The sequence below is a fragment of the Bradyrhizobium archetypum genome, assembly GCF_013114835.1.
Lineage (GTDB): Bacteria > Pseudomonadota > Alphaproteobacteria > Rhizobiales > Xanthobacteraceae > Bradyrhizobium > Bradyrhizobium archetypum.
In genome coordinates, this window is sequence record NZ_JAAVLW010000001.1 from 276,863 (window position 1) to 292,920 (window position 16,058).

15 protein-coding genes and 1 pseudogene are annotated in these 16,058 nt (G+C 61.0%); 4 read left to right on the forward strand and 12 right to left on the reverse strand.

Annotated features, from left to right (window positions below):
- Window positions 1-9: 9 nt before the first annotated feature.
- Both cobD and cbiB read right to left on the reverse strand, forming a co-directional pair.
- The gene (gene cobD / locus HCN50_RS01190; protein ID WP_171707786.1) at window positions 10-975 is read right to left on the reverse strand and encodes a threonine-phosphate decarboxylase CobD; all 966 of its coding nucleotides are present in this window, start codon (window positions 973-975) and stop codon (window positions 10-12) included.
- Window positions 976-986: 11 nt separating this feature from the next.
- Entirely contained in the window at window positions 987-1,928 is a 942-nt protein-coding gene (cbiB, locus tag HCN50_RS01195; protein ID WP_171707787.1) for an adenosylcobinamide-phosphate synthase CbiB, read from the reverse strand.
- 129 nt (window positions 1,929-2,057) lie between these two features.
- On the opposite strand from cbiB, the gene cobU reads away from it, so the two are divergent.
- The 3 genes from cobU to bluB all read left to right on the forward strand — a co-directional run bounded on the left by cobU (window position 2,058) and on the right by bluB (window position 4,056).
- Window positions 2,058-2,561 (forward strand): bifunctional adenosylcobinamide kinase/adenosylcobinamide-phosphate guanylyltransferase, encoded by a 504-nt coding sequence (gene cobU, locus HCN50_RS01200; protein ID WP_171707788.1) that lies wholly within the window; start codon window positions 2,058-2,060, stop codon window positions 2,559-2,561.
- Between the two features lie 74 nt (window positions 2,562-2,635).
- Window positions 2,636-3,424 (forward strand): adenosylcobinamide-GDP ribazoletransferase, encoded by a 789-nt coding sequence (gene cobS, locus HCN50_RS01205; RefSeq protein ID WP_171707789.1) that lies wholly within the window; start codon window positions 2,636-2,638, stop codon window positions 3,422-3,424.
- Entirely contained in the window at window positions 3,424-4,056 is a 633-nt protein-coding gene (gene bluB / locus HCN50_RS01210) for a 5,6-dimethylbenzimidazole synthase (RefSeq protein ID WP_171707790.1), read from the forward strand. Before cobS ends, bluB begins: the two co-directional genes overlap by 1 nt.
- Window positions 4,057-6,218: 2,162 nt before the next feature.
- Here bluB and HCN50_RS01215 read toward each other — a convergent pair.
- Together HCN50_RS01215 and HCN50_RS01220 are read right to left on the reverse strand one after the other, a co-directional pair.
- Complete coding sequence (locus HCN50_RS01215; RefSeq protein ID WP_171707791.1) at window positions 6,219-6,794, reverse strand: hypothetical protein; 576 nt, start codon at window positions 6,792-6,794, stop codon at window positions 6,219-6,221.
- Between the two features lie 177 nt (window positions 6,795-6,971).
- On the reverse strand, window positions 6,972-7,211 hold the full coding sequence (locus tag HCN50_RS01220) for a P-loop NTPase family protein (protein WP_171707792.1): 240 nt from the start codon (window positions 7,209-7,211) through the stop codon (window positions 6,972-6,974).
- A 657-nt stretch (window positions 7,212-7,868) separates the two neighbouring features.
- On the opposite strand from HCN50_RS01220, the pseudogene hemN reads away from it, so the two are divergent.
- A pseudogene (gene hemN, locus HCN50_RS01225) lies at window positions 7,869-9,220 on the forward strand (oxygen-independent coproporphyrinogen III oxidase).
- Window positions 9,221-9,253: 33 nt separating this feature from the next.
- On the opposite strand, the gene HCN50_RS01230 reads toward hemN, so the two are convergent.
- The 8 genes from HCN50_RS01230 to ccoO form a co-directional block, all read right to left on the reverse strand.
- Window positions 9,254-9,661 carry a DUF6455 family protein gene (locus HCN50_RS01230; RefSeq protein WP_171707793.1) on the reverse strand — a complete coding sequence of 136 codons (408 nt, stop codon included), beginning with the start codon at window positions 9,659-9,661 and terminating at the stop codon, window positions 9,254-9,256.
- A 150-nt stretch (window positions 9,662-9,811) separates the two neighbouring features.
- A complete protein-coding gene (gene ccoS / locus HCN50_RS01235; RefSeq protein ID WP_171707794.1) occupies window positions 9,812-10,000 on the reverse strand; it encodes a cbb3-type cytochrome oxidase assembly protein CcoS in 189 nt (62 codons plus the stop codon).
- On the reverse strand, window positions 10,000-12,192 hold the full coding sequence (locus HCN50_RS01240) for a heavy metal translocating P-type ATPase (RefSeq protein ID WP_171707795.1): 2,193 nt from the start codon (window positions 12,190-12,192) through the stop codon (window positions 10,000-10,002). Before HCN50_RS01240 ends, ccoS begins: the two co-directional genes overlap by 1 nt.
- 11 nt (window positions 12,193-12,203) lie before the next feature.
- Complete coding sequence (locus HCN50_RS01245) at window positions 12,204-12,704, reverse strand: FixH family protein (RefSeq protein ID WP_171707796.1); 501 nt, start codon at window positions 12,702-12,704, stop codon at window positions 12,204-12,206.
- A 17-nt stretch (window positions 12,705-12,721) separates the two neighbouring features.
- Window positions 12,722-14,185 (reverse strand): cytochrome c oxidase accessory protein CcoG, encoded by a 1,464-nt coding sequence (gene ccoG, locus HCN50_RS01250; RefSeq protein ID WP_171707797.1) that lies wholly within the window; start codon window positions 14,183-14,185, stop codon window positions 12,722-12,724.
- 77 nt (window positions 14,186-14,262) lie between these two features.
- Window positions 14,263-15,132 carry a cytochrome-c oxidase, cbb3-type subunit III gene (gene ccoP / locus HCN50_RS01255; RefSeq protein WP_171707798.1) on the reverse strand — a complete coding sequence of 290 codons (870 nt, stop codon included), beginning with the start codon at window positions 15,130-15,132 and terminating at the stop codon, window positions 14,263-14,265.
- Window positions 15,133-15,138: 6 nt separating this feature from the next.
- Window positions 15,139-15,303, reverse strand: coding sequence for a cbb3-type cytochrome c oxidase subunit 3 (locus tag HCN50_RS01260; RefSeq protein ID WP_171707799.1), 165 nt, complete (start codon window positions 15,301-15,303; stop codon window positions 15,139-15,141).
- An 11-nt stretch (window positions 15,304-15,314) separates the two neighbouring features.
- Window positions 15,315-16,049 carry a cytochrome-c oxidase, cbb3-type subunit II gene (gene ccoO, locus HCN50_RS01265; protein WP_171707800.1) on the reverse strand — a complete coding sequence of 245 codons (735 nt, stop codon included), beginning with the start codon at window positions 16,047-16,049 and terminating at the stop codon, window positions 15,315-15,317.
- Window positions 16,050-16,058 lie beyond the last annotated feature (9 nt).

The window sequence follows — 16,058 nt, forward strand, 5'->3', positions numbered from 1 at the left end:
TATTATTGATCAACGCGAGAGCGCGGCAGCAAGCCGCGACCATTCCGCCCCGTTACCCGGCAAGCCCAGCCTGAGCCATCCCGGCTTTTGCTCAAAAGCACGCGACCATATCTGGCCGCGCGCGAGCTTCTCCTGCGCAGCCTGCGCGTCCCCGGTCTCATAGAGCCGGAACAGCGGTGTGCCGCCGACCTGTTGCCAGCCCTGCGATCGCACCTCGGCATCCAGCCGGAGGCAATCGCGCGCCAGACGCGTCGCGGTTGCCTTTGCCCACTCGCGATCGAGCAAGGCGCGCCGTCCGATCGCAATCGCTCCGCCCGAAATCGGCCACGGACCCACCATCCCCGCCAGCGCCGCGACGTCAGCCTCGCTGCCGAGCACGAAACCGAGCCGCAGTCCGGCAAGCCCGTAAAACTTTCCGAACGAGCGCAGGACCAACAGCCCTGACCGTCCCGCCTCCGATGCCAACGACAGGCCGGAGACGGCATCGACGAAGCTCTCGTCAACCAAGAGCCGACCGACCTTCGGCAAGAGCGCCACCAATTCGGTCGGATTATGGCGCCGACCATCTGGATTGTTGGGATTGACGACCACGGCAAGATCCGCTCCCGCCAGTCCTTCGAGTTCGGAAACTTCGGCCACGTCCCAGGCTGCGGCTGAAAGAACCGCCGCGTACTCGTTGTAGGTCGGCGCAAGAATTCGCGCGCGGCCGTGCGATGAAAGATTCGGCAACAATTGGATGGCCGCTTGTGCGCCAGTAAGCGCCACGAGTGGCGCCCGGGTAGCGTAGGCCTCTCGGGCAGCTTGGTGGAGGGACGCGATATCTGATCGCGAAGGCAGCGCGCTCCAGTACCTAAGCTCCACCTCACCCACCGGATAGGGCTGCCGATTGATCCCGGTTGAGAGGTCGATCCAGTCCTGCGCACGCCCGCCGAAGCGCTGAACGGCGAGATCGAGATTTCCACCATGCTCGAGCATTGCCCTCTCCGTCACGCGAAGGCCAGAATCGCAAGCGCACCGGCCAAAAGAACCATGGCGCGGACGTAGAGCTTCAACCCTTGCCGGATGTCCGCAGCGAACGGATCGCGCGCTCCCTCGTTGAGCCAAGGTTCGTTGGCGGTGTCACCGTGATAGGTGCGTGGCCCGCTGAGCCGCACGCCGAGCGCGCCGGCCATGGCTGCTTCCGGCCAGCCGGCATTGATCGAGCGGTGGCGGCGCGCATCCCTCGCCATGCAAGACAACGCATTCGAAGGCCGCGTCGCCAGCACTACAAACAAAACGCCTGTGAGGCGCGCCGGTACGAAATTGGCGAGATCGTCGATGCGCGCGGCGGCCCAACCGAAGGATTCGTGACGCGCCGTGCGATGGCCGATCATGGAGTCGAGCGTATTGATTGCCTTGTAGCCGACAATGCCGGGCAGCCCGAACAACGCTCCCCAGAACACGGGCGCCACAATGCCGTCGGAAGCATTCTCGGCCAGGCTCTCGATAGCTGCGCGCGCAATGCCCGCCTCATCAAGAGCTGCGGGATCGCGTCCTACGATGTGCGCGACCGCAGCACGCGCGGCTGCGATATCACCGGATTGCAAGGGGTTCGCAACGGGGGCGACATGATCATAGAGCGAACGCAGCGCGACCAGGGGCCATGCGAGAATTCCCAAGAGGACGATGCGGCTCCATTCAAAGGCGAGCCCGGCCTGAACCGACCATCCAATTCCGGCCGAAACTCCAATCACGAAAAGCGCCACGGCTGCGCCAGCGATCCGCCTAACTGCAGGCGGATCGATGGGCCGGTTGAAGCTGATGTCGAGAATGTTGATGAGCCTCCCGAGCCAGGTGACGGGATGACCAATGCGGACGAACAGCGCGTTGGGCCAGCCCAACAGGGCGTCCACCGTCATTGCCACCGCCATCGCTCCCGCAAAGACCACGCATCATCTCCCGTCGTGCCTGGCCCTGATGCACAAGAATTCCGTATCAAGGCAAGCCCATATCGCGTGATTTCACCTTTGTCTTTGTCGAAGATTGATGATTAGTGCTGGCCTTAACTGGAGGACGTCATGGCCATCATACTTATCACGGGCGGCGCCCGATCCGGCAAAAGCTTACGCGCAGAAGTCCGCACCCGCGCTTTTCCGGAACAGCCCGTCTATATCGCCACGGCAGAGGCGCTCGATGAGGAAATGGGCGAGCGAATAGCGAAGCATCGCGCGCGGCGAGGAAAGGACTGGATCGAGCGCGAGGTTCCACTCGATCTCGTGCAGGCCTTGATCGAAACCGATGGCGGTGGCGCAAGGCTGGTCGATTGCCTCACGCTGTGGCTATCGAACCTGCTCCACGCGGAACGCAACTGGTCGCATGAGGCTTCGCTACTCGCTGACGCGCTTGCCCGCCAGCGCAGCCCGGTCATCATCGTCACGAACGAGGTCGGGTTCGGTATCGTGCCGGACAATGCGCTGGCGCGCGCGTTTCGGGACGCGGCGGGTATCCTGAACCAGACGATTGCATCCGTTGCGGATGAGGTCGAATTCGTCGTGGCAGGATTGCCGATGAAGCTGAAGTAATGCCGCGCTTGACGGAATTGCGACGCGTCGTGGAGTGAGCGCGAGCGAGTTGACGGTTCGAGGGCTGAAGACACATGTATCATTCAGAGCTTCTCAGGGGCATCGTCGCTGACCTGAGAATCGCCATTTCGCTCTCCACGATTCTGCCTCTTGGGCCGGCGACGCCGGTCGGCGATGGCGACGTTGCCCGCGCGAGCTGGGCGTTGCCAGTGGCAGGATTGCTGGTTGGCTTTGCCGGTGCGGCGGTCTACTGGATCGCATGTGAGGTGGGCTTGACGCCAAGCCCTGCAGCCATGCTGGCGCTGGCGGCCACGGTTCTCGTCACCGGCGCGATGCACGAGGACGGCCTTGCCGATACCGCCGACGGGCTCGGCGGCGGCCGGACGCGCGAGCGCAAGCTCGAGATCATGCGCGACAGCCGAATCGGTACATACGGTGCGTGCGCGCTCATCGCATCGCTCATCTTGCGATGGAGCGCGCTCGAAACGATCGCCGAGCCAAAGTCAATTGCGGCGGCGCTTTCAGTTGCACATGCGGCGGCGCGCGCCGGCATGCCCGCCTTCATGTGGCTGATTCCGCCGGCGCGATCGGATGGGCTTTCGGCCCGAGCCGGACGGCCGCCGGGGCGAAGCGCCGCCATTGCATTTGCTCTCGGGGCTCTTTGCCTTGTTTTCGGTGCCGGGCCAAGCAAGGCGATGATCGGAGTGATTTTGCTCTCACTTGCCGGGTTGGTGCTGGCGTGGCTTGCCACAAGGCAGGTCGGCGGACAGACAGGTGATATATTGGGTGCGTTCGAACAGATTGGCGAGATCGTGGTTTTGCTGATGACAGCCTCCCTCCTCCACACGGAACCAGGACCCTGATGGTCGCTTTCGATGAAGCCTTTCGCCGGCAACTGCGCGAGCTCTTCGTGTGGCGCCGCGACGTGCGGCGCTTTCGTCCCGATCCTCTGCCGAGCGGCGCCATGGAGCGGCTGATTGAGATCGCCTGCCTTTCCCCGTCGGTCGGCTTGAGCCAGCCTTGGCGGTTTGTGATCGTCGAAGACAGCGCAAGGCGCAGTGCCGTGGTCGAGGATTTCAGGGCCTGCAACGCCGATGCGTTGCATTCTTATTCAGGCGAACGCGCGGCGCGGTACGCGAGCCTCAAGCTCGCCGGCCTCGAAGAGGCCCCGGGTCATCTGGCCGTGTTTGCGGACAAAACGAACGATATGGGGCATCGCCTCGGGCGTGCAACCATGCCAGATACGGTCGAGTACTCCGTCGCCGCCGCCATCTGCTGCATGTGGCTCGCCGCACGTGCAGACGGCATGGGACTTGGCTGGGTATCGATCCTTAACCCGGCTCGCATCCACGAGGTTCTTGAAGTGCCGGAGTCCTGGAAGTTCATCGGCTATCTCTGCGTCGGCTATCCCCAGAAAGAGTTTGATCGACCCGAACTTGAGCGCGCCAACTGGGAATATCGGCGATCGGCGAAGGAATTCACCACTCGACGCTAGCGCCCAGATTTCAAGTTTCCATCCGGAGCCTTCGTCGCGTGTCAACGTCGTGTAGGTCAACCAACCAGGATGCTGGTCGCGATGCATCATGATGCTACCGACCTGGCGATTGGCCGAAGGGCAACCTTAGATTCCTCTCGGCTAGATATTGGCCCCACACTGGTTTGTTTGGCACTGCAGACCCGGACCGCGATGTTTTTCCAGAGAGAGAGGGAGAATTTCCAGTTCCGGACGTCTGTGTTCGCTCGCAATACCCCGTGCGCAGCTAAGAAGCGAGAAACTCGTTCGGGTTGAGGCCGCGGATCGGCGCGATCGATGCGGCCCCTGTTGCTGACTGCCGTCGAAACCGGTTGGCCTCGCGCTTAAAGCTAGGCGCTAACCGACATCGATCGCCCAGCAATGATGGGTAGAGCGCGTGAGAAGGCACCCACAGCCATCTACAGAGTACGCTCGTACGACGATCGATCAATGTGCTCGCAATTCGACGGGAAAGAATAATACCCGGTCGCCACTTCAGCTGTACGAGGCCACAACGTGGTAATGCCATGCCCGTCCTTCAAAACGCTTTTCTGCTGGCCCAGTATCGTTGCGAAGTAATAGGCCGGTGACAGACATCAACTAATCCTATCGGCCGTTCTGATTTAGCGATGGATTGGTGCGAGGACGCGGCCAACCCCTGAATTCATGGGTGTGAGTGAGATCAAATGCAAGATCTGCAAGCTGGCGCTCAACACTCGCCATAGTAAAAAATGCCCGGCCACCTTTCGGCGGCCGGGCCGAAGTCAGTCTGGGAGGAGCGACGCTGCTACACATCGCACCAGCTTCCGTCGGCAGAGGGAGGGTGCCGACGGTTCATTTACGGCGAGGGCATTCGCCGTTAACTTTAGCCACGGGAAGGCCGATATCCGTTCCAAACGAAATCTGGTTTCGCTTCCTTCTGCTCTCTTCAGGGAATTCGGCCCAACGCTCGCGGGAAGATCAACAACGGCGTCAGTTCTTCCCTTCACGTAATCTTAGGACGGTCACCAAAGATCATGCTTCTGAGATGAACCCCGTGGAAAAGAGGCTGTCCGTCAATGCTTCACCCATCGATTGATCGTCATCCACGACGAAAATCCGCCGAGTGTGCGCGCCATCTGCACCAGCCTATGCGCTTTTTCTATGCAGCATTCCGTAAAATTGGTGAAATCGATTGTTTTGATGGGATACATCTATACTGTTGATACATAAAGACATGCGTTCAGCGGCCTTAATCTAAGTCGCGTCGTTCGTGCCGGACGCTCTGATGACCCGGCGTAAGCTCTGGCCGCATAGCAATCTATTCTATCAAGACCTCGCGGTGGCCGACTTCTTTACGCGGCCTCGGCGCTTTTCCCACCTGCAAGATCCGCTGCGAGGCTTGCGCTACTTTTTCGGATCAGCCAGGGCACGCCGCGGAAACCTCACAATTGCGCGTTTAGGGCTTCAATCTCGGAAGACCGCTGAGGGAGCGCGTTGGCCAACGGCTGGTGCGGCGAAGGTAATCAGCGAGGCTTGCACGGACACGGCTCGCAACGGCGAGGCACCCGGCTCATCATGGCGCAGATTGTTTGATGGCGGACAAAGTCTCACTCAGCAATGTGGTAATTGCGACACTATTCTCAATCCAAGAATATCGCGCGGCCGTGCCCCGGGCCGACAAGCCGCACATCATCGGCAGCCTTCGAGCGGCACGTCATTTGCAAAGATGATGTTGGGCGTGGACACGGACGGTCACCCGTGCCGATGCCCGCAACCTTCAGGTTGCAGCCCGACGCACCTCTTGGTCCTCTCTTGCAAAGTGCGTCGGGCTTTTTCGGTCATCATGCAGACATGTCCTTGCAAGTTTCCACACATCTGCCTGTCCTCCGGTGATGCAAATTGGAACTCCGATGAACTATACGCGCACATTTTAGGAGACGCCGAACGAATCCATGTCGGCGCCAACACCGGATGCATGGCGATGCTCTCGGAGACCAGCGGCATTGCGGTCGCCGAGATTTGGTCCACTTCCTTCGCCAGACGCAGCGGTAACGCTCAGGGTGAGCAGGAGGCAGCGCTTGCGCCAGAGCGTCGCGGCGCTGAAAAGTGCAGTTCCCTAGATTGATCACCTTCAATAGGTCTTTCGGTAGCGTCCAATCCGATTAGAAGTGCACGGTGCTCCGTATGTGGATTTTCGTATCCGGGATGCGACAATGCACCAGACAACCGGTTGGGGAGCCATCGAAAAACATTCCCAAATTGATAATTTCCCGTCGATTTAGAACGCTACCAACCACAACCTTGACGATCAAGCCCATTGGCTTTGAATCGCTGATCTCGCCGATCATGCTGTTACTGGCCGCTTTCCCAGTGAAGCTGATGGAAGCCACTCGATCCAGCTCGCGACTGCGCGCTGCAATGCATGTTAAGCAATTGTGATGCTCACCCGGGATTTCAATCTCAAATGAGAATTCCTCGATAGCCGTATTGCCGTCGTTCCGCACCCGAATGATTACGCGGGTCAGCGACCGAAGCGTGCCTCCGTCGAATCCAACTCCTAGCTCTCTGCTCTTAAATTCGTTTCGCAATTCGCGCGTTAGATCCAGCGTCTCTTCTATTTCAAACTTTAGCTTTCTCCGCCTCGCTACAAGAGAATGCGCAATCAAGAACCGCACGGGAGCGCCGATCGCGGCCCGCACGATAGCCGAAAACGGCTGTTTTATTCTGAGATCCGGCATTTTTCGCCTCCAGCACCGGGCTCCTGATCGCAGGGCCATGTCGGCGGTGCTACCTTGATGCGAGCGCGAACCGATTCTGTCGGAGTTAGCTCCTGCGAGCGTTTCGGGGCGCTTGCCTTGTCTGTCGTGAATGGTGCGAACCTAAGATCGCGCCTGTTCAGCGGAATGCTCGAGCATCTAGCGCGCTCGTTCATTTGTTTTTCCAGCAACGCCAAGCCCAACCACCTCTCTCTCAAGCGTGGCCTTTGGCGAAATCATCCCGCCGTGATCGGACGCCAGCACTGACTGCAGCAGGCCGAGCGCGGCACTCCTGCCGTCCACCAGCGCCGCGACAGGATCGCAGACCGCATGGAGGCTGTTGACGTCGTGGGTAACCATAAAGACGATGAAGCTCAGCGTCCGCTGCAGCCTCACCATATCGAGCTTCGCATTAGCAATCCGGCGGCTGTGGTGTTGCCGGCACAGTGACGGCCACGCGGTGGCCCGCGGATTGAAGTCCCCGGGCAACTACGGCGCCGATGCCCCGGACGCTGCCCGTATCCAATGCAATGCGTGCCATGCCAATCTCTCTCCTCGTCTTCGTGACCTGCATCTTTGCCAAATAACGCAAGAAAGGCCGGCGGGTTTGATGTGGGTCAACAATTGGGATCGCGCTGCCATGTTGAATTCGTCCGGCGGCTACGGGCATTCGCGTCTCAAGTAAACCGTGCTCGGCGCTGTCACGCGAGCAATGCTTCAGTCCATGACCGTGCCGACGCTGATGTCCCACTCACCTTCTACTAATGGTTGCTTCCGATATCAGAGAGAGAGAGGGAGAGATAAGGAGATCTCACATACATCCATCATGGATGCCGTTAATATCATGCTGCGCTGTCACATCAGCAGCCTGCGGTGACGAATGAGGACGGCACGCTTAGCGATGCTAGCGAATTGACTTTGCAGGTCGGGTGCAGTGGAAGCTCCGCGGCAAGCGGGGCCCGAAGCCGCCCCGCTAATTCGGAATCCAGTTGATCCAGCGCAAAGTCCAGTCGGCGCCAAAGCTGTTATGTGGCTAGGAATGGCGGGAACTCGAATATGCGATCGGATTTGGCTGACATCTACGGGCAAGACAAGCTCCCCCGGTACACCAGCTATCCAACAGCCCCGGACTTCTCTTCTGCAATTGGCGAGAAGGTGTATCGACATTGGCTCAGATCGGTTTCGGTCCACCGACCCGTCTCGCTCTATTTTCACATACCTTTCTGTCGCTCAATGTGCTGGTACTGCGGATGCCATACATCGGTGGCACGCACGACGAGCCGATCGCCGCGTTCGTCGCAGCTTTGCGTCGGGAGGCGCAACTAGTCGCGGACGCGATAGAGAAAAGCCTGCCGGTCGCGCATCTGCACTTCGGCGGGGGCACTCCGACCATCATGGCTCCGCAACTGCTCGTCGATCTCGCTGACGCCCTGCGCTATATCTTTTTCGTAACTCCGGATGCCGAGATTGCCGTTGAGGTCGATCCGCGAACTCTGACCAATGACCTGACGCAGGCTTTTAAATACTGCGGGGTCACCCGCGCGAGCCTCGGAGTTCAGAGCTTCGACCCAAGAGTGCAACGCACTATAAATCGATTGCAAAGCTTCGAGCAGACGGCAGCTGCAGTCGAAAGGCTTCGCCGGGCAGGTGTGCGGGGGATCAACTTCGACCTTCTCTATGGTCTCCCCTTTCAGACGGTAAGCTCTTGTCTAGACAGCATTGCCAAGTGCGTCGAATTGCGCCCCGACCGGCTTTCGGTTTTCGGCTACGCGCACGTCCCCTCATTCAAGAAGCATCAGCGCAAGATCGCGGAGGAGAGCTTACCTGACAGCGTCGCGCGACACGTGCAGTCCGAGACCATCGCAGAGGCCCTTCAGGACGCGGGGTATGTGCGCATCGGATTGGATCATTTCGCGCTCCCAGACGATGCGCTCGCGACGGCGCAGCGCGATGGCCGATTGCGGCGCAATTTCCAGGGCTACACCGATGACGGCGCTGACACACTCATCGGCCTCGGGGCGAGCGCGATCGGTCGGATGCCACACGGCTTTGTCCAAAACGTGGTGGCCATCCGCGACTACCTGAACCGCATCGCGGAGGGCCGGCTAGCCACGGTGAAGGGTTATGCTTTCACCGAGGATGATCTTTTCCGCGCTGACATCATCGAGCGGATCATGTGCGATTTGACCGTTGACCTGGAGCAGATATCCCGCATCCATCGTCGGGATCCACGGACAGCAGTCGTCGATCGCGCGCGCATCGACCGGCTTTTAGCAGACGGAGTCGCGACAATGTCTCAAGGTCGGCTAACCGTCAGCGAAGGATCGGAATTCCTGGTGCGTAGCGTCGCCTCAGCGTTTGATGCCCACCTCTTGCGGTCAACAGGCGTGCACAGTCGCGCGGTTTAAAGACCGTGAGGCCCTTAGACCATTTGTAGCTTGTCAGCAGCAGCTCGGACCACGAACGAGATCCATCGCACCTGGCTTTGGCTTCGTCCGGAGCGCATCGATCGTGTAGCTGTTGGCGCAGTATTCATGAAGGTGCTGCGCCGTTGTTTCCGCCTCTATCTCGCGGTTGCATCGGGTCTTTTCGGCGCACAGTGCACATACCAGCGTCATGTCGCGCAGCACGCCCGGCTCCTTGCGCGCAATGGCCGTCTCGTCGATGCCAAGCACCTTGAGTAGTCCCGACAGCTCATCAGCGCGGCGCCGCCCACGGTAAGTGAGGGTTTCGAGCTCGGTCGGTGAGACGCGAAGGTCGCGCGCGATGCAATCGAGCTCGGCGGCTCCAAGAGCGCGGAGGTCGGCGGTATCACGGAGCCGGCCGAGCCACTCCGAAAACCTGCCCATGAGCCTACCTCCGATCGATTCCGTTCTTATAGCCGATGCCATAGTACCCTCCCGGTACGGTTTGAGCACGTCAAGTATGCGGGGCGAGATAGCCGACCGTATTGCGTGAGATCAAAATTGGCGCATCCCGGGACGCGCAACGACGAGGCGTTACGGTTGCGCTTCCGACCTCAGCTCGACGCGGCGCGGAGCCGGCGTTTGGTCGTCGTCAGAAATCGCGCGCCAGGCGGCTCCCTCGAGATCGTCATATTGGCCGTTCTTGAGCGACCACAGAAATCCGAGGAGCCCGAACAGGCCGAGCAAGAGCGCCAGCGGCACCAGGAACACGATCACCTCCATCACAGATTCTCCTGCGGGACAGGTCGCGCTCGCAGCGCATTCAGCATCACCAGGATCGAGGAGCCCGACATCGCGGCAGCCGCGATCAAAGGCGTCACGAAGCCCAGAATGGCGATCGGCACTGCGAGGAAATTGTAGCCGACCGCGAGATAGAGGTTCTGCCGCATCAGGCGCAACGCTTTCCGCGAATGGTCTACCGCGGCAATCACCGGCGCAAGGCGGTTGCCGAGGAAGACGAAATCGGCTGTCGCCTGGCTCAAATGCGCCGCCGAGATCGGCGACATCGAGACATGCGCCGCCGCCAGCGACGGCGCATCGTTGAGCCCATCGCCGACCATCATGACTTTAAAACCCTGCCGCTTCAGCTCCTCGATCCGGGCGATCTTGTCGGCGGGCGTGACGCCGGCGCGCCATTCGGGGATTTGAAGCATCTCAGCCGCGGCGCGCACGGCCGGCTCGCGGTCACCAGAAACAATCTCTACCGCCACGCCACGCTTCTGCAGCGCCGCGATGACCGCGCGCGCGTCCGGCCGCAGGCTCTGGCAGACCGCGAACACATAACGTTTTTCGCCACGCGCGAACGCAACGACGGAAGCCTCGGGATCGCGGCTTAGGATTTCGTTCGCGAGATCATCGGCCTTGCAGAAAGTCGGACTTCCAAGCCTCACCTCTTCACCTTTAAGAATGCCGCGAACGCCCTGCCCCGGCTGTTCCGTGATCCCGGGCAGCGGCGATTTCGCGCCGGCCGCGCGCGCCAGCGCAGCGGCGACGGGGTGATGGCTCGCCAGCGCAAGCCGGCCTGCGAGGTCGAACACATCGGCGGGCACGGCCGCCGCGTTCACCACATCGAGCTCAGGTAACGTCAGCGTTCCCGTCTTGTCGAAGATGATACGGTCGACCTCAGCGACGCGCTCGATGGCATCACCCGAATTGAGCAGCACGCCAGCGCGAAACATCGCGCCCGACGCCACTGTCTGTACCGTCGGGATCGCAAGCCCCAGCGCACAGGGACAAGTGATGATCAGAACGGCGATCGCGGTGATAATGGCGTTATGGACGCTGGCGCCGGCGATCAACCAGCCGATCATGGTCAGGAAAGCGGTCGCATGGACCACCGGTGCGTAGAGGCGCGAGGCACGGTCGGCGAGCTGCACATAGCGCGAGCGCACCTGCACGGCATGGTCAAGCAGCCGCTGGATTTCCGCAAGCAGGGTGCCTTCGGAAGCGGCCGAGACACGGATGCGCAAGGAGCCGGAGATGTTGAGCGAGCCGGCATAGACCTCGCTGCCCGGCTCGACCGCCGCGTGCAGCGTTTCACCCGTGATCAAACTCTGGTCGATCTCCGACCTGCCGTCGACGACCGTGCCATCTATCGCCGAACGCTCGCCCGGCCGCAGCAGCACAATGTCGCCGGCCATGACCGCCGCGGCCGGCACCACGGATATCTCGTCTGGACCGACAAATTTGGTCGCCGTCTCGGCCTTCAGCGCGGCGAGATTGCCGGCCACCGCGCGGGTTCTCCGCCGCATGTTCTGGTCGAGATAGCGCCCGATCAGGAGGAAGGTGAGCAGCATGATCGCCGCGTCGAAATAGGCGTGCTCGGCATGGCCGATTGTCTCGACGATCGAGGTCGCAAGCGCCAGGATCACGCCGATGCTGATCGGCACATCCATGTTGACGTTGCCAGTGCGCAGCGCGTTGAACGCCGAGCGAAAGAAAGGCTGGCCGGCATAGGCCGCCGCGGGCAGCGCGATCAGCGCCGAGATCCAGTGGAAGAACTCTCGCTGCTCCGGCAGCATATCGCTGACATTGCCGGACCACACCGGGATCGACAGCATCATGACGTTCATGGTCGCGAATGCCGCAACACCCAGGCAGCGCAGCAGGAAGCGGGAGTTCTCGGCCTCTACTGCTTCGGCGGTGACAGCCTCGAACGGATGGGCCTTGTAGCCGAGCTCGGCCAGGCGATCAATGAAGCGCGCCGGATCGAGCGCGCCCTCCTTCCACTCCAGCGCGACACGGCGGTCGGTCAGGTTTACGCGCGCCAGCGTCACGTCCGGGATGGCTGAAAGGCCACGCTCGATCTTCGAGATGCAGCCGGCGCAGCTGACGCCTTCGACCGCAAGATCAATATGCGCAAGTCCGGAGCCGAGATGCTTGACATAGTGCGAAAAGTCCCGCGTCGCCTGCATGAAGAGTTCCCTTAGTTCAGTACCACGCGGTTCCTAGACATGAACAGACGCCGGCCGTCGGCTTCGCTTTCCAGCACCAGATTCCATTGTCCCGGCCCGACCGCGCCGCCGCTGCCCCGATAAACGCCGCCCGTCACCTCCGACAGCGCGATCACCCGGTCCGCCCGCCGGTCGGTCGGCCGCTCCAGGCGACCGGTGAACTTCAGTCCGGTCAGCGCCTTTCCGCTCCTGTCGCGTGCCTTGACTTCCAGCGCGGTGTCGCCGTCCGCACTGCGCGCAAGATGCGCGTCCACCTTCCAGCTGCGCACATCCTGCTCGCGTGCGGCGGCGATCTCCTTCTCATAGGCAAGGCTCGCCGTATAGGCGCTTTCGACCTCAGTGCCGGGCAGCGTCATGGAAGCAAGCGTTATTATGGTGAGGTTGACGCAGATGACGACGCCAAAGAACGCAAGCAGCATGAAGAGCACCTTGCGGCCGGTGAGCGGCTTTGGCGATGCACTGGCTCTGTTCACGACAGCTCCACTTGTTCTTATGGCAAGACGAAATTGTCGATCGCGGAAGCGACCTCGCCTAGACCGATATCGGTGATCCGGAATTTGATCGGGATCGATCTTTCGGAGTTCTTCTCAGATGGGGCGGTCACCAGCACGCGCAATTCCGTGGTGCTGTCGCGTCCTAGCACGACCATCGGCCTATCAGGTGTAATCGAATCGTCGCCCACGACGTGCAGCACAGCATACGGCGGACCATCGATGTCGATCGTCACCACGCGGTCAAAACCGCGCTTGTTGAGGAACCGGACCGTGTAGGCGTTGCGGATCGAGCCGTCGCTGAGCTTCACCGCAACCGGGTTGCGATCGTGCAGCACGTTGATGTCGAGCAGCGAACGGGTGAGCAGCGCATACAGCATGATCCCACCGACGAGTGCGATCAGCGCGGTGTAGATGATCGTGCGTGGCCGCACGATACCGTAGATCGGCGGCTTTCCGGCCATTCGGCGCTGGATGTTAATGTCATTGTCGTAGCCGATCAGCCGAGTCGGCCGACCGATCTTCTTCATCACGTTGTCGCATGCGTCGATGCACAGGCCGCACTGGATGCAATCGATCTGCGGGCCATTGCGGATATCGATGCCGGTCGGGCAGGCCGCCACGCATTGATAGCAATTGACGCAGTCGCCGGCAGGCAGGCCGAGCGCCCGCAGCTCGTTCGCCTTCTTTACCGACCTGCGCTTTTCGCCGCGGTCGTAGCGATAGGTGACGTTCAGCGCCCACTCGTCGGTCAGCGCCGCCTGGATACGTGGCCAGGGGCACATGTAGACGCAGACCTGCTCGCGCATGAAGCCAGCGAGCAGATAGGTCGTCGCGGTGAGGATTGCGATCCAGATATAGGCGATCGCCGGCGCCTGGAAGGTGACGAGCTCCTTCACCAGCGTCGGCGCGTCGGTGAAATAGAGCACCCAGGCGCCGCCCGTCCACCAGGCGATCAAGAGCCAGTTCGAATGCTTAAGCATGATTTCGGAGATGCGCTCGAGTTTTAGGGGATCGGCGGAAGCCGCCTTCCTCATGCGCTCGCGCCGGTCGCCCTCGATCAGGCGCTCTACCGCATAGAACAGGTCGGTCCAGACCGTTTGCGGGCAGAGATAGCCGCACCAGATGCGGCCGCCGACCGAATTCATCAGGAATAGTGTGAGCGCGGCGATGATGAGGAGGCCGGTGAAGTAATAGACCTCCTGCGGCCACAGCTCGATAAAAAAGAAATAGAAGCGACTGTTCGGCAGATCGATCAGCACCGCCTGATCTGGGGCGCCAAGGCCGCGATTCCAGCGCACGAAAGGCAACAAGTAGTAGACGCCCAGGCAGAACGCCATCAGGCCCCATTTAATCCGACGGAAAGTCCCGAAAACACTCTGCGGGTAGACCTTCTTGCGGGCCGCGTAAAGCGACCCAACATCTTCGACTTGGTCGGGGTTTATTTGGACGATCTTGTTCATGGGCCCGCGCTCTCCTAGTCTCCTCCTCTCTGCCGGGTTGATCCAGCGCAAACCCAACGCCGCTTCCCTTTGCTCCGCTACTTGCCGCCGCCGAGCGTGTGGACGTAGACCGCCAGCGCCTTGATGGTGGACGGATCAAGCCGGCCCACCCACGCCGGCATCACGCCGGCCCGACCATTCGTGATGGTCTCAATCAGGGTCGCCTCCTCCGATCCGTAGAGCCAGATCTTGTCAGTGAGATTTGGCGCGCCGAGCTCCTGGTTGCCCTTGCCCGCCTCACCATGGCAGCTCGTGCAATTCTCGAAAAAAATGTTTGCGCCGGCGGCGACATCGTAACCCTGGCGCGTCGACAAGCCCGAGAGCGAGCGCACATAGTTGGCGACCGTGCCAATCTCGTCCCGCTTCAAGATGCCATCCTTGCCGAAGGCGAGCATTGCGCCCTCATGGGTTTTGGTGTGACCCGAGCGCGCGCCGAACTGGATGGTCTGCACGATCTGGTCGAGCGAGCCGCCCCACAACCAGTCGTCGTCGTTCAGGTTGGGATAGCCTTTTGCGCCGGCGCCGCCCGAGCCGTGGCAAGGCGCGCAATTGTCGCCGAACGCGGCCTTGCCGCGAGCGCGCGCCAGCGCCAACAGCGCCGGATCCTTTTCGATATCGGCGAGCGAAGCCGCACCCAGCGCAATCATCTTGTCGCCGCGGATCTTTTCCAGATTGGCAAGCTCGACGGCGACCGCGGCGCGCGTCGAATAGTTGAGCACGCCCCTGGTATAGCTCCACAGAAGCGGCCAGGCCGGGTACACAACCCAATAGCCGATCGCCCACAGTATGGTGGCGTAGAAGGTGATCAGCCACCAGCGCGGCAGCGGTGTATTGAGTTCCTTGATGCCGTCCCACTGGTGACCGGTGGTGGTCTTGCCGGAAACCTTGTCGAGTTCGCTTTCCGCCATGACCTCTCAGTCCTCCCGCAACGGCATCCGAGATGCCCGGTCGAAAACCGCCTGGTTGCACGGCCAAAGCGCGTAGATCACGATCGCAATGAACAGGCCGACGAAGATCGGCGTCCACACGCTGGTGACGAGGTCCGACGCGATGTTGTGCACGGTCAAGATTGCTTTCATCGTCCTGCCTCTCAGCGAAGATTGGCCTTTTCGTTGTAGAGCTTGAAGTCGACCAGCGTGCCGAGCATTTGCAGATATGCGACCAGCGCATCCATCTCGGTCGGCGCACCGGCCTTGCTGTCGAAATTGCGGATCACAGCTTTTGGATAGCGCTTCGCGAACGCATCGGTGCCGACATTGTCCGGATCGGCCTGCGCCTTCAGGTCGGTGACCGCGTTCCTGATTTGCTCGTCCGAATACGGCACGCCAACGACGCGGCTGGCCTTGAGGTTATCGGCGACAACAGCGGTGTCGACCTCGGTCTGGGCGAGGAACGGATAGCCCGGCATCACCGACTGCGGCACAATGGCGCGCGGATTGGTTAGGTGAGTGACGTGCCACTCATCGGAATACTTTGCGCCGACCCGCGCGAGATCCGGCCCAGTGCGCTTCGAACCCCACTGGAATGGATGGTCGTACATGCTCTCGGCAGCCAGCGAGAAGTGGCCATAGCGCTCAACCTCATCGCGGAGCGGCCGGACCATCTGCGAGTGGCAGAGATAGCAGCCCTCGCGGACATAGATATTGCGGCCAGCTAGTTCGAGCGGTGTGTAGGGCCTGACGCCATCGACCACCTCGATCGTGCTTTTCAGGTAGAACAGCGGCGTGATCTCGACCAGGCCGCCGATCGCAATCACAACCAGAATGCCCGCGATCAGGATGACCGAGTTCTTCTCGAAGATTTGATGGCGGGTCCAGAAGGACATCCGATCGCT